This is a genomic window from Kocuria coralli, assembly GCF_008831305.1.
GTDB lineage: Bacteria > Actinomycetota > Actinomycetes > Actinomycetales > Micrococcaceae > Kocuria > Kocuria coralli.
Map to the genome: position 1 here is coordinate 1 of NZ_ML708623.1, position 20,769 is coordinate 20,769.

Below are 20,769 nucleotides of genomic sequence, written 5' to 3' on the forward strand. Positions count from 1 at the left end.
CAAAACACTATTGAGTTCTCAAACAACAGTCCGATCACGGTACCCACACCGCCGCAGACCGCTCAGCTCGTGCATCTGCCGTAGCTGATTCTTGGTTTTGCGGCTTCTCGGTGCTTCACACCGCGCCGAAGCGCTCCGCTACTCTACCGACTCGGTGTCCGTTCCGTCAACTCTGCGTTTCCAGCAGGTAAACGGTGAGGAACCGTGGTCGTCCGGTCGCCTTCCTCATCGGTCGGCGCCCTGAGCAACGACGTGAAACAGTACACCCACATCTGACCCCTCGCAACCAGGCCCGCATGACAGTGGCCCGGCCGTGGGGACGGCCGGGCCACTGCTCGATCTCTGGCTCAGAGGGCTAGCTCTGCACTGGCCGCAGCCACAGGGCCGCCAGCGGCGGGACGGTCACGATCGCATGAGCCGGCTGCGCATAGTGCGGCTTGTCGACAGCCGTGATGGTTCCGCCGTTGCCCACACCCGAACCGCCGTACTGCTCTTCGTCGGAGTTCAGCACCTCTTCCCACTCCCCGGCGAACGGCAGGGCCAGCCGGTAGTCGTAATGGGGGTTGCCCGCGAAGTTGACCAGGCACACCAGGGGATTGCCTTCACGGTCCCAGCGCACGAAGGAGAACGTGTTGCGGCCGGCGTCGTTGGCGTCCAGCCAGTTGAACCCGTCAGGGGTGTTGTCCTGCGCCCATAGTGCGGGGGTCTCCTTGTAGACCTCGTTGATCCTGGCCACCAGCTCCTGGACACCGTGATGCGGCTCCGTGTCGGCGAGCCACCAGTCCAGGCTGCGCTCGTTGTTCCACTCGGACTCCTGGGCGAACTCCTGACCCATGAACAGGAGCTGCTTGCCGGGGTGGGCCCACATGTACGCCAGGTACGCGCGGACCCCGGCCAGCTGCTTCCAGCGGTCGCCGGGCATCTTCCGCAGCAAGGAGCCCTTGCCGTAGACGACCTCATCGTGCGAGATCGGAAGGATGAAGTTCTCCGAGTAGGCGTAGACGAGGGAGAAGGTCATCTTGCCGTGGTGGTAGTGGCGGTACATGGGGTCTTCGGCCACGTACTCCAGCGAGTCGTGCATCCACCCCATGTTCCACTTGATCCCGAAGCCCAGTCCGTTGTTCTCGGTGGGCTGGGTGACGCCCGGGAAGGCGGTGGACTCCTCGGCGATCATCACGATGCCGGGGTTCCGGCGGTAGGCGGTGGCGTTGGCCTCCTGCAGGAAGGAGATCGCCTCCAGGTTCTCCCGGCCTCCGAACTGGTTGGGCTCCCATTCGCCGTCCTCGCGGGAGTAGTCGAGGTAGAGCATGGAGGCGACGGCGTCCACGCGCAGACCGTCGATATGGAACTCCTCGAGCCAGTACAGCGCATTGGCCACGAGGAAGTTGCGGACCTCGCTACGGCCGTAGTCGAAGATGAGGGTGCCCCAGTCCTTGTGCTCGCCGCGGCGAGGGTCCGGGTGCTCGTACAGGGGTGCGCCGTCGAACTTCGCGAGCGCCCAGTCATCCTTGGGGAAGTGCCCCGGGACCCAGTCCACGAGAACGCCGATGCCGGCTTCGTGCAGGGCGTTGACCAGGTACTTGAAGTCATCCGGGTCGCCGAATCGGGACGACGGCGCGTAGTAACCGGTGACCTGGTACCCCCAGGAACCGCCGAACGGATGCTCCGCGACCGGCATGAACTCCACATGGGTGAATCCGTGGGCCTGGACGTACTCGACCAGCTCGGTGGCCAGGTCCCGGTAGGACAGGCCCTGCCGCCACGACGCGATGTGCATCTCGTACACGCTCATCGGCGAGTTGTGCGGATCGGTCTGAGTCCGGCGGTCCATCCAGGTGTCGTCGGTGAACTCGTAGTCGCCGTCCCAGACGCGCGAGCCCGTCCGCGGCGGCTCCTCGGTCCAGCGAGCCATGGGATCGGCCTTGTCGCGCCACTGCCCGTCCTTGCCGAGCAGCCGGTACTTGTAGGTGGTGCCGACGCCCACGCCCGGGATGAAGACCTCCCACACACCGCTGCCGCCCAGCGACCGCATGGTGTGCTCCGTGCCGTCCCAGCCGTTGAAGTCGCCGATCACCCTCACGGCCTGGGCATTGGGGGCCCACACCGCGAAGCTCGTGCCGTGGATCTCGCCCATGGCCGACGGCCAGGAATGCACGTGCGAGCCCAGGACGTTCCACAGGGTTTCGTGCCGGCCCTCGCCGATCAGGTGCAGGTCCAGCTCGCCGAGGGTCGGCGCGTACCGGTAGGAGTCGTCGAGGTCGACCGGGTCCTGCCCGCCCCATGAGACGCGCAGCCGGTAGTCCGGGACTCCGTCTCCGTCAGCTGGAATCCGGCCCGAGAAGATCCCGCCCCACTCGTGGCTGAGGCGGCGCGTGGACCCGTCCGCGAGGACGACCGAGACCTCCTTGGCGAAACGGCGCAAGGTGCGGATGACGATCGTTCCATCTCCGATGGGGTGGGCGCCGAGAACCTGGTGCGGATCGTAGTATCTGCCTTCGGCCACTGCGGCCAAGACATCCTCAGAGGTGGTGTATGACACGGGATACTCGCTTCCGGTTTCTTCGGGCTCTCCAGCGGGATCCTCGCTGGATCCTTGCGCCCACGGTAGGAAAGTGGGGGTTTTCGGCTCAACCGCCACATCGGACTCGACGTCAATTTCCTGCTGTGTGACGTCGGACATACTCGGTTCGCCCGCAGCCGGGGCCAGGGCACGGTCGACCGCCTGGCGCGGAACGTCGACCCAGTCAGGACGGTTACGGGTCTCGTAGACCACCTCGTACAACGCCTTGTCCAGCCACAGGGCCCGGAAGGCCGGGTCCTGGCGGTCGACGGCGACGCGGCTGACGGAGGTCCACCCCTCCAGGAACGCGGCGGCGGCCGTCTCGCCCCACTCGGTGGTGTCGGCGCCAGAGCTCCTGTGTCCGAACGCCGCGGCGTAGTCCAGCGACCTCAGCATGCCGACGACGTCTCGCAGGGCGAGATCCGGCAGCACCCGCTCACGGATGGGGCGCAGCGGCTCACCCTCGAAATCCAGGATGCGGTAGGCGCCGTCGGCGCCTCTCAGCACCTGCCCCAGGTGGTAGTCGCCGTGGATGCGCTGGACGGCGGGCAGATCGCCCACCCGCTCGAGGTCTTCGACCACGCCCTCCAGGGCGGTGGCGTGCTCGTCCATCCGGGGGGCCAGGGCTTCTCCAGCCCACGCGATGCGCTTGGTGATCCCTTGCAGCAGCTGGCCGCGCTGCTGCGCGTCCATCGTCCGGGACCCGAAGGCGCTCTCCAGGTCACGGTGCATACGCGCGGTCGCGCGGCCCAGTTCACGGGCCTCCACGGAGAAGTCCCGGTTCTGCGCGGCCGCTTCCACGGCCGTGGCCCAGGCATCGGAGGCGCCGTCGATCAGTTCGGTGACGACGACGATCTGCCCGGTCTGCGCCGCACCTGCCGTTCCGGCTTCTGAGCCACCGTCACCGGTGTGATCGACCCAGCTCAGGTCCGCCCACCCCCAGGTCCGCGGGACCACTGAACAGCCCAGGTCGGTCAGCGCGCGGCCGACCTCCACATCCGGGTTGCTCCCCGGAGAGATCACCCGGAAGAACTTGAGGATGACCGCGTCCTCCCCCGGTTCGACGGGACGCACGATGACCGACGTGTTCGACTGTTCGCCGGAGATCACCTGGACCTGGTCCTCGGTGCGGACGGAGGTGGTGGCGATCAGCGCGGAGTTGGAGCCTCCGGTCAGCTCGGCGTCCTCCGCCCGCACCTTGCGCCGTCCCTCCATCAGGTTCAGGACCACTTCCAGGAACTCGACGTCGTCCACGGCTTCGCGGATGTGAAGCCTCGCCCCCGCACCGCCCTGGACGGTGCCGATGTCCTGCGGGCTCGCCTCGCGTGCGAACCGTAGGGGGATCTGCACGAGCTCGGTGCGGTCTCCGATGGTGGCGCGCACGAGGTAGACGAAGCTGCCGGTCTCGTCGTCGCCATGGCGGATCACGGGGATCCGGGCCACGACACCGAGCTGCGGCTCACCCTGGGCTGCGTCGAACGGGAACCAGCGGCGCGAGGGAAGCCACTGCCTCAGGAGCGCTTCCACGCCCTCGGACCTCTCTGGAGGTGCGGGCTCCGGGATCTCGGTGCTCAAGTGTGCTCCTGGTGATGAGTCGTATGGTGGCCGGTTCCGACCCTAGCCCAGGGAAGAGACGACGGGCAGGGCCCGGGTCTCCGGCTGGTTTCCTTCGGCGTCCGGTGCTCCGCGCAGCCGCAGCCAGTAGAAGTCCTGCGAGCCCAGGGTGACATGGAAGTTGCCGTCGTTGCCCACCATGCCGAACGTCTCGCCTCCGAAGATCTCGCGCAGTCCGCGCCCGGCGAACTCGGCCAGGTCCAGGACGGCGCGCACCGGGGTGTGGGACAGGTTGAAGACGCAGATCAGCGTCTCCGGGTACGGTCCGTGCCGGTCGTCCTCGGAACGGAATTCGCGGACGAAGGCCAGCACCGAATCGTGGTCCGCCGGAACGTTCCGGTAGTCGCCCAGCCCGAAGGCGGGGTGCTCGCGCCGGACCAGGAGCATGCGCCGGATCCAGTGCAGCAGCGACGAGGAGGAGGCGAGCTGCGCCTCGACGTTCGTCTGGGTGTAGTGGTGCACCAGCGACTGCACGACGGGCAGGTACAGCTTGCCCGGGTCGGCGGTCGAGAACCCCGCATTGCGATCCGGGGTCCACTGCATGGGCGTCCGGGAGGCGTCGCGGTCATCGAGCCAGATGTTGTCGCCCATGCCGATCTCGTCCCCGTAGTACAGGAACGGACTGCCGGGCAGGGCGAAGAGCAGGGCGTGGATCAGTTCGGTCTCCGCCCTGGAGTTGTCCAGCAGCGTGGCCAGACGACGACGGATGCCCACGTTCGCACGCATCCTCGAATCGGGTGCGTACCAGCCGAGCATGGCCTGCCGCTCCTCGGGGGTGACCATCTCGAGGGTCAGCTCGTCGTGGTTGCGCAGGAACGTGCCCCACTGGGTCCCCCGGGGAATCGAGGGGGTCTCCTCCATGGTCTCCACGATGGGGCCGGCCTTCTGGTCCCGCAGCGCGTAGAAGATCCGGGGCATGATCGGGAAGTGGAAGCACATGTGGCATTCGGGGTCCGTCTCCGTGCCGTAGTACTCGACCACCTCCTCCGGGGGCTGGTTGGCCTCCGCGATGATGACGCGGCCCGGATACTCCTCGTCCACCATGCGGCGCAGCCGCACCAGGAAGTCGTGGGTCCCGGGCAGGTTCTCGCAGTTGGTGCCGTCCTCCTCCACCAGATAGGGGATGGCGTCGGCGCGGAAGCCGTCGATCCCCATGTCCAGCCAGAACCTCACGACGTCGAAGACGGCCGCCTCGACCTTGGGGTTCTCGAAGTTCAGGTCCGGCTGGTGGGAGAAGAACCGGTGCCAGAAGAACTGGCGGCGCACGGGGTCGAAGGTCCAGTTGGACTCCTCCGTGTCCACGAAGATGATGCGCGCATCCTGGTACAGCTCGTCGGTGTCCGACCAGACGAAGAAATCCCCGAACGGGCCGTCCGGATCCTCCCGGGAGGCCTGGAACCAGGGGTGCTGATCCGAGGTGTGGTTCAGGGGCAGGTCCGTGATCACCCGAAGGCCCCGGGCATGCGCTTCGGCCACCAGGCGCTTGAAATCGGAGACCGTGCCGAAGTCGTCCAGTACGGAGTAGTAGTCGGAGATGTCATAACCGCCGTCGCGCAGCGGGGACTCGTAGAACGGCGGGACCCACAGGCAGTCGATGCCGAGCCACTGCAGATAGTCCAGCCGGTCGATCAGACCTGAGAAATCCCCCGAACCGTCGCCGTTCGCGTCGGAGAAGGCCCGGACGAGGACTTCGTAGAAGACCGCCTTGCGGAACCAGTCCGGATCGTGAGAGATGCCCGGGGCGTTGATACCGAAGTTCGAGGGGTTGATGGCATTCACAGAAGCACGGTCTCCTGACACTGGGGCGATGGGGAGTTCACGGGCGGAGCGAGCCGGAATCCGTGCGGCCCGGCTTCGAAGAGCCAGGCCGTACGGACACCTCGGGAGTCACCGGCTGCGACGGACCTGAACGATGTGCACCGGTTCGTAGAACGGGTCCAGCCGGACCCATACCCGCTCGCCCCAGCGCCAGGAGGCGCCGGTGAGGAGGTCGTCCGCGGCGAAGGCGCCGTCGTCCCCGACATCCTCGGGGCGGAGGCCCAGCTCGTTCAGGTCGAGGTCGATATTGGCCATCCGCACGGCGTGGGGGTCGGTGTTCACGACCACGATCAGGGTGTCCTCGTGCTCGCCGTCGTCGTCCATGACCGTCTTGGTCTTGGAGTAGCACAGCACCGCATCGTCGTCGGTGTTGTGCAGCGTGAGGTTCTGCAGATCCAGCAGGGCGGGGTGCTCGCGCCGGATCTGGTTCAGCCGCCGGACGTAGGGAGCCAGCGAGTCGCCGCGCGCCTCGGCCCCCTCGAAGTCCCGGGGCCTGTACTCGTACTTCTCGTTGTCGATGGCCTCTTCGGCGCCGGGCCGTTGCACGTTCTCGTAGAGCTCGTAGCCGGCGTACATCCCCCAGACCGGCGACGCCGTGGCCGCGAGCGCGGCACGGATCTTGAAAGCGGGCCGCCCGCCGTGGACGAAGTAGTCCGTCAGGATGTCGGGGGTGTTGACGAAGAAGTTCGGACGGTAGTGCGCCGAGGTCTCGTGCGAGATCTCCTGCAGGTACTCCTCGAGCTCCCACTTGGCGTTGCGCCACGTGAAGTAGGAGTAGGACTGCTGGAAGCCCGCCTTCGCCAGGCCCTGCATCATCGCCGGCCGGGTGAAGGCCTCCGCCAGGAACACGACTCCGGGGTCGATCTCGTAGACCTTTCCCAAGAGCCACTCCCAGAACCACAGCGGCTTGGTGTGCGGGTTGTCCACGCGGAAGATGCGCACGCCATGGGAGATCCACAGCTCGACGATCCGCAGGACCTCACGGGAGATCCCCTCGGGATCGTTGTCGAAGTTGACCGGGTAGATGTCCTGGTACTTCTTGGGCGGGTTCTCCGCGTAGGCGATCGTGCCGTCGGCCCGGGTGGTGAACCACTCCGGATGCGACTGGACCCACGGATGATCCGGGGAGGCCTGCAGGGCCAGGTCGAGAGCCACCTCGAGGCCCAGGGACTCGGCCCGGTCCACGAACGCGTCGAAATCGTCGAAGCCTCCCAGATCCGGGTGGATGGTGTCGTGACCGCCCTCAGCGGCGCCGACGGCCCACGGCGAACCGGGGTCCCCGGGGCCCGGGGTCAGCGAGTTGTTGGGGCCCTTGCGGTGGGCCACGCCGATCGGGTGGATGGGCGGCAGGTAGATGACGTCGAACCCCATCCCGGCCACGGCGTCCAGGCGCTGCGCCGCGGTCACGAGCGTGCCGGAGCGCCAGCGCCCGGTCTCGGGGTCCCACTCCGCGCCTTCGGAGCGGGGGAAGAACTCGTACCATGCGCCCCGGCCCGCCTTGTCGCGTTCGACGCGCAGCGGGTAGGCCCTGGACTCCGTCACCAGCGCACGGATGGGACGCGCCGCCACGGCGGCCAGGATCCCCCGGTCGGTGGCCTCGGCGAACCGCTGCCCGGCCGGTATCGAACGATCCTTCAGATGGTCGGAGACCTTGGCGAAGAGGCGTCGCTGCTCCTCGGGGCGATCCGTCTCGGCCGCCGCGCGCTCGAAGACCAGAGCGCCCTCGTCCATCATCAGCTCGACATCCTGGCCGACGGCCAGCTTGATGGCGGCGTCGTGGTGCCAGGTGCCGAAGACGTCCGACCAGCCCTCGACGGTGAAGCTCCACTCGCCTTCGGACTCGGGCGTCAGCCAGCCCTCGTAGCGGTCCGTGCCCTTGGCCTTGAGCTCCAGGGTCACGCGCTGCCGTTCCTCGCCGTCCGGACCGCGCAGGACGGCGGAGACCCCCAGCGCGTCGTGTCCTTCGCGGTAGACGGTGGCAGCCACCCGGATCGACTCTCCGGGGAGGGCGGTGGCGGGACGCCGCCCGTCGTGCACCACCGGGGAGACCTGCTCGATCGGAATGCGTCCGTAGACCAGCGACGAGCGGTCGACGACCGCCTCTGACTCGGGTTTGCCTGCCGCGGCCACCCCCGTCGTCGTCAACGGAGAACCGGCTGCCGGGGGCTTGGTGGCCGCATCGTTCGTCGAAGCTGGGACCTTGCGGTCCTGCGCGGGGGATGCGGGCTTGTTCGAGTCTGTCGAAGTCACAAGTCACACCGTAGTCAGTCCTGCCCCCAGACTGAAGTTCCATAAGAGATCTATGTCACGAAGACGAACGATTGCGGCGTGAATCGTGCGGGACTTCCCCAACGGATAGTCTGTGCCTGTGAAGGCTATCCGCAGGTTCACCGTACGTACTGTCCTCCCCGAGTCGATTCGCCCTCTGAGCAGGCTCGCCAACAATCTCCGCTGGTCGTGGAACAAACCCACCGAACAGCTGTTCGCTGAACTCAACCCACAGGCGTGGGACAGCGTCAACCACGATCCCGTCAAGCTCCTCGGCTCGCTCACCCGGGAAGAGATCCAGCAGATCGCCGAGGACACCGAGCTGGTGGAGCGCATCCAGGCCCTGGACGCTCAACTCGACACGTATCTGACCGAGCCGCAGTGGTACCAGCAGACCCAGCGGGCCGACGCCCCCAAGTCCATCGCCTACTTCTCCGCCGAGTACGGCATCACCTCCGTCCTTCCGCAGTACTCCGGCGGCCTGGGCATCCTGGCCGGCGACCATCTCAAGACCGCGTCCGACATGGGCGTCCCGATCGTGGGCGTCGGCCTGCTGTACCAGCACGGCTACTTCAAGCAGTCCCTGTCCCGGGATGCCTGGCAGCTCGAGGACTACCCCGTCCTGGATCCCGACGGCCTGCCCCTGAGCCTCCTGCGGGAGGAGGACGGCGCTCCCGCCCGGGTGGAGCTTCCGCTTCCCGATGGCCGCAGGCTCCTGGCGCAGATCTGGCGCGCCGACGTCGGGCGCGTCCCCCTGCTGCTGCTGGACTCCAACATCGCCGACAACGACGACCACGCCCGCAATATCACCGACCGCCTCTACGGGGGCGGCGGCGACCACCGCCTGCAGCAGGAGCTGCTGCTCGGCATGGGCGGCGTACGGGCGCTGCGCACCTTCTCCCGCCTCACCGGAGCCCCTGAGCCCGAGGTCTTCCACTGCAACGAGGGGCACGCGGGTTTCCTCGGCATCGAGCGGATCTCCGAGCTCATGTCCGCCGAGGAGGGGCGGAAGCCCCTGTCCTGGGAGGAGGCTCTCACGGCGGTCCGCGCGGCCACGGTCTTCACCACGCACACCCCCGTCCCCGCGGGCATCGACCGTTTCGAGAAGGACCAGATCTACCGTTTCTTCTCCGCGGGCCTCGCCCCCGGAGTCCCAGCCGAGAAGATCCTCGCCCTGGGCGACGAGAACTACCCCGGCGGCGACTCCTCGAAGTTCAACATGGCGGTGATGGGCCTGCGGCTGGCTCAGCGCGCCAACGGGGTGGCCAGGCTGCACGGCAAGGTCTCACGGGAGATGTTCGCCGGGCTGTGGCCGGGATTCGAGTTCGACGAGGTCCCGATCGGGTCGGTGACCAACGGAGTCCATGTGCCGTCCTGGATCGACCCCCGGATCGAGGCGCTGGCCGTGGACCGTTCCCAGCCCAGCCTCGAGTCCCGCTGGCGTGCGATCAACTCGATCGACGACGCCAGACTCTGGAGGATCCGCCGGGAACTGCGCGACACCCTGGTCCAGGACGTCCGGGCCCGCCTGCGGACCTCCTGGAAGAAGCGGGGTGCCGCGGATGCCGAGCTGGCCTGGACCGACTCCGTCCTCGACCCGAACGTGCTGACCATCGGCTTCGCGCGCCGGGTTCCCACCTACAAGCGGCTGACCCTGATGCTGCGGGATCCGCAGCGGCTCAAGCGTCTGCTGCTGGACCCGCAGCGGCCCGTCCAGCTGGTGGTCGCCGGCAAGTCCCACCCCGCGGACGAGATGGGCAAGCAGATGGTCCGCGACCTGGTGAAGTTCACGGACGACCCGGAGGTCCGCCACCGCATCGTGTTCCTGCCGAACTACGACATCGCCATGGCCCGCACGCTGTTCCCCGGCTGCGACGTCTGGCTGAACAATCCGCTTCGGCCCCTCGAGGCCTGCGGCACGTCCGGGATGAAGGCGGCCATCAACGGAGGGCTCAACCTCTCCGTGCTCGACGGCTGGTGGGACGAGATGTACGACGGCCAGAACGGATGGGCGATCCCCACCGCGGACAACCGCGCCACGGCCGAGGAGCGGGACAACATCGAGGCCGCCGCCCTCTACGAGCTGATCGAGGATCACGTCGCTCCGCGCTTCTACGGCGAGAAGATCGCCAACGGCGGCGATCAGGTCCCCCACCAGTGGCTGGCCATGGTCAAGCACACGCTCTCGACCCTGGGACCCAAGGTCTCCGCCAAGCGGATGATCGAGGACTACGTCACCGGCCTGTACGTTCCGGCGGCCCTGGCCGGCAGGACCGTGGCGGAGGAGGAGCATGCCCAGGCCCGGGAGGCCTCCCGCTGGGCGGCCCGGGTCCACGAGTCCTGGGGAGCCGTTCACGTCGAGCACGTGGAGGCGGCCGACGTGGCTGAGGTGCCGCAGATCGGCGACACCCTCCAGGTCACCGCCTATGTGCATCTCGGCAACCTGCGGCCCGAGGACGTCACCGTGGAGATCGGCTACGGCCGCGTCTCCGAGTCGGACCACATCCATGAACGCCAGTTCTCCGAACTCGACGAGCACCGCGGCACGGAGGCCGGCAAATGGGCGTTCGCGGGATCGATCACGATCGACCGGTCCGGCCCGTTCGGCTACACCGTGCGGGTGCTGCCGCACCACGAGTCGCTGACCAACCGGGCGGAGCTGGGGCTGGTGGCCAGCGCCTGAGCTCAAGACCATGATGACGGCCGTTCTCGATGGATCCTGGATCCATCGAGAACGGCCGTTCATTTTTAGGGATGCGAGCCCGAGACCCGGGCGCGCTCAGATCACCCGCAGCACCGTCATCGACAGGGCCGGCGCCACGGTGGAGGCACCCGCCCGGTACTGCGTTCCGTAGCTCGTACGCAGGGCGGCCTCCGTCGAGAACAGCAGCTCGAACCCGCTCGGGGATTCCTCGGGGTGGGTGTCCTCCCCCTGGGTGATGAGCCCCTGCAGCGCATCCAGCCCCGGGAGGGTGACCTCGACGTCGCTCGAGTCGCCGTTGACGAGCACCAGCCCCGTCGTCGTGCTGGCCCGGGCCCCCACCACCATCTGCACCGTGCGGAACCCGCTGGTCTGCCACTCATGGGGCTGCATGTGCTCCCCCGACGGTGAGAACCACTCCATGCGGACGTCGTTGACGCGCTTCATGTAGTCGTCGGGCTGGCTACGCAGGAAACGCCTGCGCAGCTGCAGCAGCTCCTTGGTGCACGCCAGCATGGCGCGGTCCGCCGGGGTCTTCTTCCAGTTCACCCAGCCGATCGGCGAGTCCTGGCAGTAGGCGTTGTTGTTGCCGTGCTGGGTCCTCAGGAACTCGTCGCCCGCGGTGATCATGGGAACGCCCTGGGAGAGCAGCAGCGTGGCCATGATGTTCCGTGCGGTCCGTGCGCGGGCTGCACGCACCGACGCCGTACGCGCCGGGCCCTCCTCGCCGTGGTTCCACGAGTGGTTGTCGTTGGTGCCGTCCCTGTTGCCCTCGCGGTTGGCCTCGTTGTGCTTCTGGTCGTAGGCGGTGAGGTCGTAGAGCGTGAAGCCGTCGTGCGCGGTCACGAAATTGACGGCGGCCAGCGGCGTGCGGCCCGAGGCGGCGAACCGGTCGACGGAGCCCGCCAGGGCGTCGGCCAGCCTGGACAGACCTCCGCCGGTACCGCCCGAGGCCTTGATGCGCTGGTCCGTGAGCCAGAAGTCGCGCACCGTGTCCCGGTAGGCGTCGTTCCAGTCGGCCCAGCCCGGGGGGAAGTTGCCCGTCTGCCACCCTCCCATGCCGACGTCCCAGGGCTCCGCGATCAGCTTGGAGGCCCCGATGACCGGATCGGCCACGGCCGCCACCAGGAAGGGGTGGCGCGGGCTGAAGATGTGGCGTGCACCGCGGGCCAGAGCCGGGGCGAGGTCGAACCGGAAGCCGTCCACGTGGAGCTGGCGCACCCAGTAGCGCAAGGAGTCCAGGGCCATGCGCACGACGTTGGTATTGGCGAAGTCCAGGGTGTTCCCGCACCCGGTCACGTCCAGGTAGTGGCCGTCGTGGTGCCGGTACCAGTCGGCGTCCCCGAGCCCCCGCCAGCAGTAGGCCGGTTCCGTGGGGCCGCCTTCGGCCGTGTGGTTGTAGACGACGTCCAGCACCACTTCCAGCCCCGCCGTATGCAGGGCCTTGACCATCGTCTTGATCTCCTCCAGCACGCCTTGCGTACCGCGAGCGCGGGCCTCGACCGTGGCGTACGCGGCGTGGGGCGCGAAGTAGGACAGGGTGTTGTAGCCCCAGTAGTTGCTCAGCCCGTTCTCGGTCAGATGGGGTTCGTCCAGGTGGGCGTGGATCGGCAGCAGCTCCACCGTGGTCACGCCCAGGTCGCGCAGATACCCGATCATCACGGGGTGGGCCAGCCCGGCGTAGGTGCCGCGCAGCTCCTCCGGGATGTCGGGGTGCTGGATCGTCAGGCCCTTGACGTGGGCCTCGTAGATCACGGTGTCCCGCCAGGGGATGTCCGGGTGGACGTCGCCGCCCCAGTCGAAGCGCTCGTCGACCACCGAGGAGACGTAACGGGTGCCGTAGGCATCCATCCGCGGGTCGTGCGCGCTCAGGGCGTCGGGCCGGGATACCCGCTCCAGGCCGTGCCCGTGGGGGTCCAGCAGGATCTGCTCGGTCTCCGGCGTCCGGTTGCCCTCGCGGAGCATGGCCGACGACGACGGGATGAAACCGTAGCGGGTCCCCGGCGGCAGGGCCATGAAGGTATAGGGGTCCAGGTCGCTGTCGGCCGCCGCCGCGGCGCGCTCGGCACTGACGTGGATCAGGTCGAAGTGCACGCCTCCCTCGAGGTACCCGAGGGTATGCCTCTGCCACGGAAGGCCGGGCTCCGACCAGATCAGGTCCACCGCCTCCAGGCCGGGCGCCCAGACGGCCACGTTGGCGGCCAGGCTGTCCCCCGGGGTCCGGGAGACGCCCAGCGGCCGGGCACGCGGGCGCGGGTAGTCCCCGCTGATCGGGCGGTCCGGCATCTGCATCAGGGGACGGTCAGACCTCAGCACGGCGACGCGCAATCTCGTACAGGGTGATACCCACGGCCATCGAGGCGTTGAGCGACTCCATGGCGGAGTCGATCGGGATGGACACGATCTGATCGCAGTTCTCGGTGGTCAGGCGGGACAGGCCCTTGCCCTCCGACCCCACCACCACGAGCAGCGGCTCGGTGGCCAGTTCCAGCGACGGCAGCTCGATATCGCCGCCCCCGTCCAGGCCCACCACGAAATAGCCGAGGGCCTTGGCCTTCTCGACGGCGCGGTTGAGGTTGGTGGCCTTGGCCACCGGGACCCGGGCAGCGGCGCCCGCACTGGTCTTCCAGGCGGTGGCGGTCACCCCGGTGGACCGTCGTTCGGGCAGGATGACCGCATCCCCCGCGAAGGCGGAGACGCTGCGGATGATGGCCCCCAGGTTGCGGGGGTCGGTGATCCCGTCCAGGGCGACGATCAGCGGAACCGTCCCGCTCTTGTCCCGCTGCCAGGTCTCCATGGTCTCGGCGATGAGATCCTCGGCGTCCTCGTATTCGTAGGGCGGTACCTGCAGCGCCACGCCCTGATGGACGGCGTCCTCGGTCAGGCGGTCCAGCTCGGGCTTGGAGGCCTCCAGGACGGGCACGCCGGACTCGGCGCACAGCTTGAGGATGTCGCGGATGCGGTCGTCCACCTCGAGGCGGCTGGCCAGGTAGAGGGTCCTCGCGGGAATGCCGGCCCGCAGCGACTCCAGGACGGCGTTGCGGCCGGTGACCAGGTCCTCGGTCTTGCCGGGGCCGCGGCGGTTGTGCCCTCGTGACGGACCGCGGTCCGGAGCGCCCTTGGGCCGTGCCGCGCTACGGCGTTCCGCGGCCTGCTTCATCTTGTACGCCTTGTGGTACGGGCGGTCCTCCGCCTTCGGAGTGGGGCCCTTTCCCTCGAGGCGCCGGCGTCCGTGCCCGCCCGTTCCTACGCTGGGTCCCTTCTTCTTGCTGTTACCCGAGCCCGGTCGACGACCTGCTGCCATGACTTTCAATCCCGCCTTTAGATATACGTTCTATACGTTCTGTAGGTTCTGCACTTGCTCAGGCCAAGGCCCAGGTGGAGCCGTCGGATCCGTCGGCCACGTGGATTCCGGCGGCCGCCAGAGTGTCGCGCAACCTGTCCGCCTCTGTCCAGTTCTTCTCCGCCCTGGCAGCGGCCCTGCGCTCGAGCAGGTCCTGCACCAGGTGATCCAATGCCGCGTGCTCGCCGCCGCCGGCCGACCCCTCCAGGTCCATGAGCTGGCGCAGTCCGAGAATCTCGGACATGGCGGCCACACCACGGGCGGCTGCCGCCGCGGGGTGGTCCGCCGTCGTGGACGACGGGTCGCCGGGACGCTGGGTATGCAGGGCCGCGTTGCCCTGGCGTACGGCCTCGTGCAGGGCACCCAGCGCCCTCGGGACGTTGAGATCGTCGTCCATGGCCTCCCCGAAACCGCCGGGGACGTCCGCGGGCGTCCAGACCAGATCGATCCCCGCGTCCTGCGCGGTCTTCAGGAAGGCCTCGATCCGCTCGACGGCGGCAGTGGCCTCATCCAGGGACCCCGGCCGGTAGTCCAGGACGGAGCGGTACTGCGCCTGCCCCAGGTAGTAGCGGACCGCCAGCGGGCGCGCCATCTGCAGCATCTCCTCCGGGGAGATGGTGTTGCCCACGGACTTGGACATCTTCTCGCCCTGATAGGCCACCAGCCCGTTGTGCATCCAGTACCTGGCGAACCCGCGCCCCGCCGCCGCGGACTGGGCCAGCTCGTTCTCATGGTGGGGGAACCGCAGGTCCAGGCCGCCGCCGTGGATGTCGAAGGTCTCCCCCAGGTACTTCCCCGCCATGGCCGAGCATTCGAGATGCCAGCCCGGCCTGCCGCGACCCCAGGGAGAATCCCAGGCCGCCGTGCCGGGATCCTCGGGCTTGTGCCCCTTCCACAGCGCGAAGTCGCGGGGATCCCGCTTGCCCCGGGGATCGGCGTCGGGGGCGTCCTGCATATCCTCCACGCGCTGGCGGGTCAGTTCGCCGTACCGCGGCCAGGAACGGACGTCGAAGTAGACGTCCCCGGAGCCGTCCTCGGCCGGATAGGCGTGGCCGGCCCGGATCAGCTGGTCGATCAGCTGATGCATCTCGGGAATGTGACCCGTGGCCCGGGGCTCGTAGGTGGGGTCCTCGATCCCCAGCGCGGCATAGGACTCGGCGAAGATCCTCTCGAAGCGGTAGGCCAGGGCCCACCAGCTCTCGTCCGGATGCTCGCCCTGGAAGCCGTCTGCGAAGGAGGCGGCCGAGTTGGCCAGGATCTTGTCGTCGATGTCGGTCACATTGCGCACGGAGATCACCCGGAACCCGCGGAACCGCAGCCAGCGGGTCAGGATGTCGAAGACGAGAGCGGACCGGACGTGACCGATGTGCGGGCGGCCCTGAACGGTGGCACCGCAGTAGTACAGCCGGACTTCCCCGTCGTGCACGGGCTCGAAGTCTTGGACGGAGGCTGAAGCTGTGTCGTAGAAGCGCAGGGTCACGCGCGCAAGTCTAGCGATCTCACAGGGTCGCCCCGACCGGCTGGTCAGGGCGCCGGGACCACCAGCGCGGTGGCCACGGCGGCGAGCCCTTCGGCGCGGCCGGTGAAACCCAGCCGGTCCGAGGTGGTGGCGGACACGGTGACCGGGCAGCCGGCTGCCTTCGAGAGGATCCTCTCGGCCTCCTCCCGCCGCGGGGCGAACCTGGGGCGCTGCCCGATCAGCTGCACCGCGATATTGCCGGGATCGAAGCCGGAGAGGATCACGATCTCGGCGGCCTCCGAGAGCACCCGGACCCCCGCCGCCCCCGCCATGTCCGGGCGGTCCACGCCGAAGTTCGAACCGAGGTCTCCGCAGCCCGCTGCCGAGAACAGGGCCTCCGCGGCCGCGTGCGCCACGACGTCGCCGTCGGAGTGACCCGACAGGCCCCGCTCACCGGGCCAGTGCAGCCCGGCCAGCCACAGCGGGACCATGCCCGCCGGGTCCAGCGCGCACTCCTCATCGGTCGCGAAGGCGTGGGCGTCCACCGAGATGCCGGTCCTGGGCAGGGGGTAAGGGGTGCGCACTCGCGGTTCTCCTTCGCTGCGATGAGGTCCAGCCGGGGTCGTAGCGCCTCGGCCGTGAAGCGCACGGCCTCAGGTACGGGCTGTGGCCAGGATAGCCTCCGCCAGGAGCAGGTCCATGGGCCGGGTGACTTTGAGGGCTGCCTCGTCACCAGGCACGGTGCGCACAGGCACCTCGGAGAACAGCTCGACGAGGGAGGCGTCGTCCGTGATCCGCTCGTCGCGTTCCCCCGCCGCGGCGTCGTTGACCTCGAGCAGCAGGTCCCAGGAGAAGCCCTGCGGGGTCTGGACGGCGCGCAGCAGGCCGCGGTCCACGGTGCCCTGGCTGCTGCCCTCCTCGTCCACCCGGCGGATGGTGTCCACGACGGGCAGCACCGGCACCACGGCCCCCTGGCCCGCGGCCACCGCGGCGGCCACCCGGTGGAAGACGGCCGCCGGCGTCAGGCAGCGAGCGGCGTCGTGCACCAGGACCCCTCGAGGCGAGCACCCCGCGGAACGCAGCTGTTCGAGGGCGTGCCGGACGCTCGCGGCGCGGGTGGCCCCTCCCTCCACAGCGCGGACGCCATGGCGGGTGGCCACGGCGGTGAGTTCGGTGTCGCCCGGGGGCACGGTCACCACAACCGGCCCGGCGGGCCAGGTGCCGTGCGCAGCGGTGACTCCGGACGCCTCGATCCTCTCCAGGCTGTGCTCGAGGATGCTCTTGCCGCTCACGTCCACCAGGGCCTTGGGGATCCCCCGGCCGAGCCGGGTGCCGGAACCGGCTGCGACGACGACGACGGCGAACCCACCGGTCTGCGATGGGTCCGCCGTCGTCGTCATTCTGAGTCTCAATTCGCCAGGCGTCGTGACACGCGCGGGGCTCGCCGTGGAGACGAGCCCTGCGGGCAGCGATCAAGCCGCCAGAACGTCGTCCAGCCGCTTCTCGGCCTCGTCCTCGTCGATGTCCTTGGCCAGGGCCAGCTCGGAGGTGAGGATGTGCCGCGCCTTGGTCAGCATGCGCTTCTCCCCGGCGGAGAGACCGCGGTCCTTGTCCCGGCGCCACAGGTCGCGGACGACCTCGGCCACCTTGAGCACATCGCCGGACGCGAGCTTCTCGACATTGGCCTTGTACCGGCGGGACCAGTTGCTGGCCTCCTCGACATCCTGCGCCTGCAGGACCGCGAAGACCTCCTTGAGGCCCTCCTCGTCGACGACGTCGCGCACGCCGACCAGGTCGACGTTCTCCGCCGGGACCTCAATCACCAGGTCACCCTGGGTGACCTTGAGCTTGAGGTACATCTTTTCTTCGCCCTTGATGGTGCGGGTCTTGATCTCCTCGATCAGTGCCGCCCCGTGGTGGGGGTAGACGACTGTCTCGCCAACCTCGAAAACCATGTATTGTGCCCCTTTCCGACGGTCGATTCTAGCATGCTGCGCATCACGGTCCCGGGCGTCCGCGACCAGCGATCACGTCGGCCGGGAGGGGTTCCTCACCCCCGGTGACGGGACAGGACCGGAAAGATGATCGCCCCCGCGGCAATCCGGCGGCTCATGACGGCCGCGGATGCGGACGAACCGTCGCCAAGCGGATAGCATGGGGCGGAAAGCCACCGAACCGTCGAGGAGTTCGCGCCGTGAACATCGCCGCCCGCAAGAAGGCCAAGATGGCTGGTCTCTGCGCAGCAGTCTTTGCAGCCACCCTGTCCGTGACAGGTTGCTCGTACATCAACCCCCAGACCACCACCCTGGAGTACTCGCCGGCCGATGGCATCGTGGAGGAGATGGAGGACGTGTCGCTGAACAACGTCCTCATCGTGGCGGAGTCGGGCGATCAGCCCGGCCGCCTTCTGGGCACCGTGGTGAACAAGACGGCGCAGGACGTCACCCTGAACGTCTCGACGAACGAAGCCTCCGCTCAGGTCGAGGTCCCCGCCAACGGGGAGACCCTCCTGGAGGACGCCGACAACGAGACCCTGCTCGATCCTGCGGGTGCCGAGCCCGGCATGATGATCGAGACCACCTTCAGCACCGACCTCGACTCCCTGACCAAGTCCTTGCAGGTGCTGGACCACACCTTCCCGCGTTATGCCGAGTACGTGCCCGGCGGCGCCCCCTCGACTCCCGCGAACCCGTCGAACACCCCCGGTGCGGCGGAAGAGGCGCACGGCGGCGGGCACTGACCTTCCAGGTTCGCCGCCGGTCCGTTCGCCGGACCGGCGGCGCCTGCGGTCACAGTTCGAACTTGTAGCCCAGTCCTCGCACCGTGATCAGGTGCCTGGGGCTCGAGGGGTCGGGCTCGATCTTCGAGCGCAGCCGCTTGACGTGCACATCCAGGGTCTTGGTATCGCCCACGTAGTCGGATCCCCAGATCCGGTCGATCAGCTGTCCTCGGGTCAGCACTCGCCCGGCGTTGCGCAGCAGCATCTCGAGCAGCTCGAACTCCTTGAGCGGCATGCTCACGGTCTGGCCGTCCACCGTGACCACGTGGCGTTCGACGTCCATCCGGACAGGCCCGGCCGCCACGGACGATACGGCCTCCGTCTCCTCCGGCTCCGTACGGCGGCGCAGCACCGCCCGGATGCGCGCCACCAGCTCCCGCGATGAATACGGCTTGGTGACGTAATCGTCCGCCCCGAGCTCCAGGCCGACCACCTTGTCGATCTCGGCGTCCTTGGCCGTGAGCATGATGATGGGCACCGCGGAGCGCTGCCGGATCTGCCGGCAGACCTCGGTGCCGGACTGCCCCGGCAGCATGAGGTCGAGCAGGACCAGGTCAGCGCCGTTGCGGTCGAACTCGGCGACGGCGTCGATGCCGTTGTCCACGACCTGCGTCTCGAAACCCTCACGACCGAGCAGGTAGGACAGGGGGTCGGACAGCGACTCCTCGTCTTCTACGATCATGATTCGGGTCATCGTTGCTCTCCATTCGTCTCTGGGGCCTTCACGGGCACGGATTCGGTCTCGGTACTGTCATCGGCGGCGCTGGCACCGACGTCATGCTCGGGATGCTCGGGGTCTGGGCGCGCCGCCCCGGAGGGCCGGGGTCCGGGCTGCGCGAGCACGGCGCCGTCCTCGCCGCGCGAGGCGTCACCGGCGCCCATGTCCTCCATGACGGGAATGGCCATGGTGAACGTCGACCCCTGGCCTTCGCGGGACCACACGGAGACCTCTCCGCCGTGCTGCTGCATCACGTGCTTGACGATGCTCAGCCCCAGGCCGGTGCCCCCGGTCTGCCGCGACCGCGCGGCATCTATGCGGTAGAAGCGTTCGAAGATGCGCCCCTGCTCGTCCTCGGAGATCCCCGGTCCCTGGTCGGTCACGGAGACCTGGACCATGCCGTCTCGTTCGCGTACGCCCACGCCCACGCGCGTTCCGGCCGGCGAGTACCGGATCGCGTTGTCGATGAGGTTCCGCAGTGCCGTGATCAGCAGATCCGCGTCCCCGAAGACCTGGGCGTCGACCTTGCGGCCGACCACGATGCTGATGTCACGGGACTCCGCCGTCAGCCGGTTCCGATCGACGGCCTCGTTGATCACCCGGTCGAGCTCGACGGGCAGACCCGCTGCGACCACGTCCGTCCCCTGCAGCCTGGACAGCTCCATGATGTCCTGCACCAGCGCGGTCAAACGTCCGGACTCCTTGTGCAGGCTCTTGGTGAAGTGCCGGATGGCCTCCGGGTCGTCGGCCGCATCGTCGATGGCCTCCGAGAGGAGACGGATGGCGCCCACCGGCGTCTTGAGCTCATGGGACACGTTGGCCACGAAGTCGCTGCGCACCGACTGTGCCCGCACGATCTCCGTCTGGTCGTCGGCCAGCAGCAGCACGTACTCGTCCCCCAGGATCGCGACGCGCATGTCCAGGACGGTCACCCCGAAATGGTCGGGCGCACGGCCCAGCTCCAGGCGGTGCTCCTCCGTCACCCCGGAGGCCCGCACGGTACGGATCATCCTCAGCAGCTCGGGCTGGGCCACCGAGTAACCGCGCACCAGTCCGAAGGCGTACGCCGCGGGTGAGGCCCGGACCACCCCGTCGACCCCGTCGACCACCACGTAGGCCTGGCCGATCACGGCCAGCACGTCTGCGGCGCCGTCGGGCAGCCCGGGCTCGTCGATCTCCATGGCGACGGCACGACGGCGCGACGTACCTCTGAGCACGAGCAGTCCGCTCAGGCCCAGGAGCAGGCCGATGAGTCCGGAGACGGCGGCGACGACGGATGAGTCCACGCCCCTTAGCGTATGCGGGCGATCGCTCCCTTGGGACCAGGTGCGGAACCCGTCCGGCATGAGATCGGGACCCGTCACCGACCATTCCCTGTTCGTTGGCCAGACGTTCACCCAGCCGTCTCCGGCTGTGCGCGATCCGACGGTCTCATGGGCGGAGGCCGCCGGTAGGCTTGTTGGCTGGATCGTGAACGGCACGACCGTGCCCGAACAACTCGGTGCTCAA

Annotated in this window: 13 protein-coding genes; 2 read left to right on the forward strand and 11 right to left on the reverse strand. The window is 68.4% G+C overall.

Annotated elements, in window-relative coordinates; genetic code table 11:
- Nucleotides 1–355 precede the first annotated feature (355 nt).
- The 3 genes from glgB to FCK90_RS11740 all read right to left on the reverse strand — a co-directional run bounded on the left by glgB (nt 356) and on the right by FCK90_RS11740 (nt 8,122).
- Nucleotides 356–4,135, reverse strand: coding sequence for a 1,4-alpha-glucan branching protein GlgB (gene glgB / locus FCK90_RS11730; protein WP_246180254.1), 3,780 nt, complete (start codon nt 4,133–4,135; stop codon nt 356–358).
- Nucleotides 4,136–4,177: 42 nt separating this feature from the next.
- Nucleotides 4,178–5,953, reverse strand: coding sequence for a maltose alpha-D-glucosyltransferase (gene treS, locus FCK90_RS11735; RefSeq protein ID WP_425481707.1), 1,776 nt, complete (start codon nt 5,951–5,953; stop codon nt 4,178–4,180).
- A gap of 108 nt (nt 5,954–6,061) precedes the next feature.
- Nucleotides 6,062–8,122, reverse strand: a complete 2,061-nt coding sequence (locus FCK90_RS11740) for an alpha-1,4-glucan--maltose-1-phosphate maltosyltransferase (protein WP_158034550.1) — start codon at nt 8,120–8,122, stop codon at nt 6,062–6,064.
- A gap of 238 nt (nt 8,123–8,360) precedes the next feature.
- On the opposite strand from FCK90_RS11740, the gene glgP reads away from it, so the two are divergent.
- On the forward strand, nt 8,361–10,943 hold the full coding sequence (gene glgP, locus FCK90_RS11745; RefSeq protein WP_158034494.1) for an alpha-glucan family phosphorylase: 2,583 nt from the start codon (nt 8,361–8,363) through the stop codon (nt 10,941–10,943).
- Between the two features lie 96 nt (nt 10,944–11,039).
- Here the strand turns inward: glgP and glgX are convergent, their stop codons facing one another.
- The 6 genes from glgX to FCK90_RS11775 form a co-directional block, all read right to left on the reverse strand.
- Nucleotides 11,040–13,253: a glycogen debranching protein GlgX gene (gene glgX, locus FCK90_RS11750; RefSeq protein ID WP_246180256.1), complete on the reverse strand. Its 2,214-nt coding sequence runs from the start codon at nt 13,251–13,253 to the stop codon at nt 11,040–11,042.
- A gap of 10 nt (nt 13,254–13,263) precedes the next feature.
- Nucleotides 13,264–14,265, reverse strand: coding sequence for a 23S rRNA (guanosine(2251)-2'-O)-methyltransferase RlmB (rlmB, locus tag FCK90_RS11755; protein ID WP_158034495.1), 1,002 nt, complete (start codon nt 14,263–14,265; stop codon nt 13,264–13,266).
- Nucleotides 14,266–14,323: 58 nt separating this feature from the next.
- The gene (gene cysS / locus FCK90_RS11760) at nt 14,324–15,784 is read right to left on the reverse strand and encodes a cysteine--tRNA ligase (RefSeq protein ID WP_158034496.1); all 1,461 of its coding nucleotides are present in this window, start codon (nt 15,782–15,784) and stop codon (nt 14,324–14,326) included.
- A gap of 44 nt (nt 15,785–15,828) precedes the next feature.
- Entirely contained in the window at nt 15,829–16,347 is a 519-nt protein-coding gene (gene ispF, locus FCK90_RS15780) for a 2-C-methyl-D-erythritol 2,4-cyclodiphosphate synthase (protein ID WP_158034497.1), read from the reverse strand.
- A 69-nt stretch (nt 16,348–16,416) separates the two neighbouring features.
- On the reverse strand, nt 16,417–17,163 hold the full coding sequence (ispD, locus tag FCK90_RS15785; protein ID WP_158034498.1) for a 2-C-methyl-D-erythritol 4-phosphate cytidylyltransferase: 747 nt from the start codon (nt 17,161–17,163) through the stop codon (nt 16,417–16,419).
- A 72-nt stretch (nt 17,164–17,235) separates the two neighbouring features.
- Nucleotides 17,236–17,718 (reverse strand): CarD family transcriptional regulator, encoded by a 483-nt coding sequence (locus FCK90_RS11775; RefSeq protein ID WP_047691866.1) that lies wholly within the window; start codon nt 17,716–17,718, stop codon nt 17,236–17,238.
- 239 nt (nt 17,719–17,957) lie between these two features.
- On the opposite strand from FCK90_RS11775, the gene FCK90_RS11780 reads away from it, so the two are divergent.
- Complete coding sequence (locus FCK90_RS11780) at nt 17,958–18,503, forward strand: hypothetical protein (RefSeq protein WP_158034499.1); 546 nt, start codon at nt 17,958–17,960, stop codon at nt 18,501–18,503.
- A 49-nt stretch (nt 18,504–18,552) separates the two neighbouring features.
- On the opposite strand, the gene FCK90_RS11785 is transcribed toward FCK90_RS11780, so the two are convergent.
- Both FCK90_RS11785 and FCK90_RS11790 read right to left on the reverse strand, forming a co-directional pair.
- Nucleotides 18,553–19,236 carry a response regulator transcription factor gene (locus FCK90_RS11785; protein WP_158034500.1) on the reverse strand — a complete coding sequence of 228 codons (684 nt, stop codon included), beginning with the start codon at nt 19,234–19,236 and terminating at the stop codon, nt 18,553–18,555.
- Complete coding sequence (locus tag FCK90_RS11790) at nt 19,233–20,546, reverse strand: sensor histidine kinase (RefSeq protein WP_158034501.1); 1,314 nt, start codon at nt 20,544–20,546, stop codon at nt 19,233–19,235. Before FCK90_RS11790 ends, FCK90_RS11785 begins: the two co-directional genes overlap by 4 nt.
- Nucleotides 20,547–20,769: the final 223 nt, after the last annotated feature.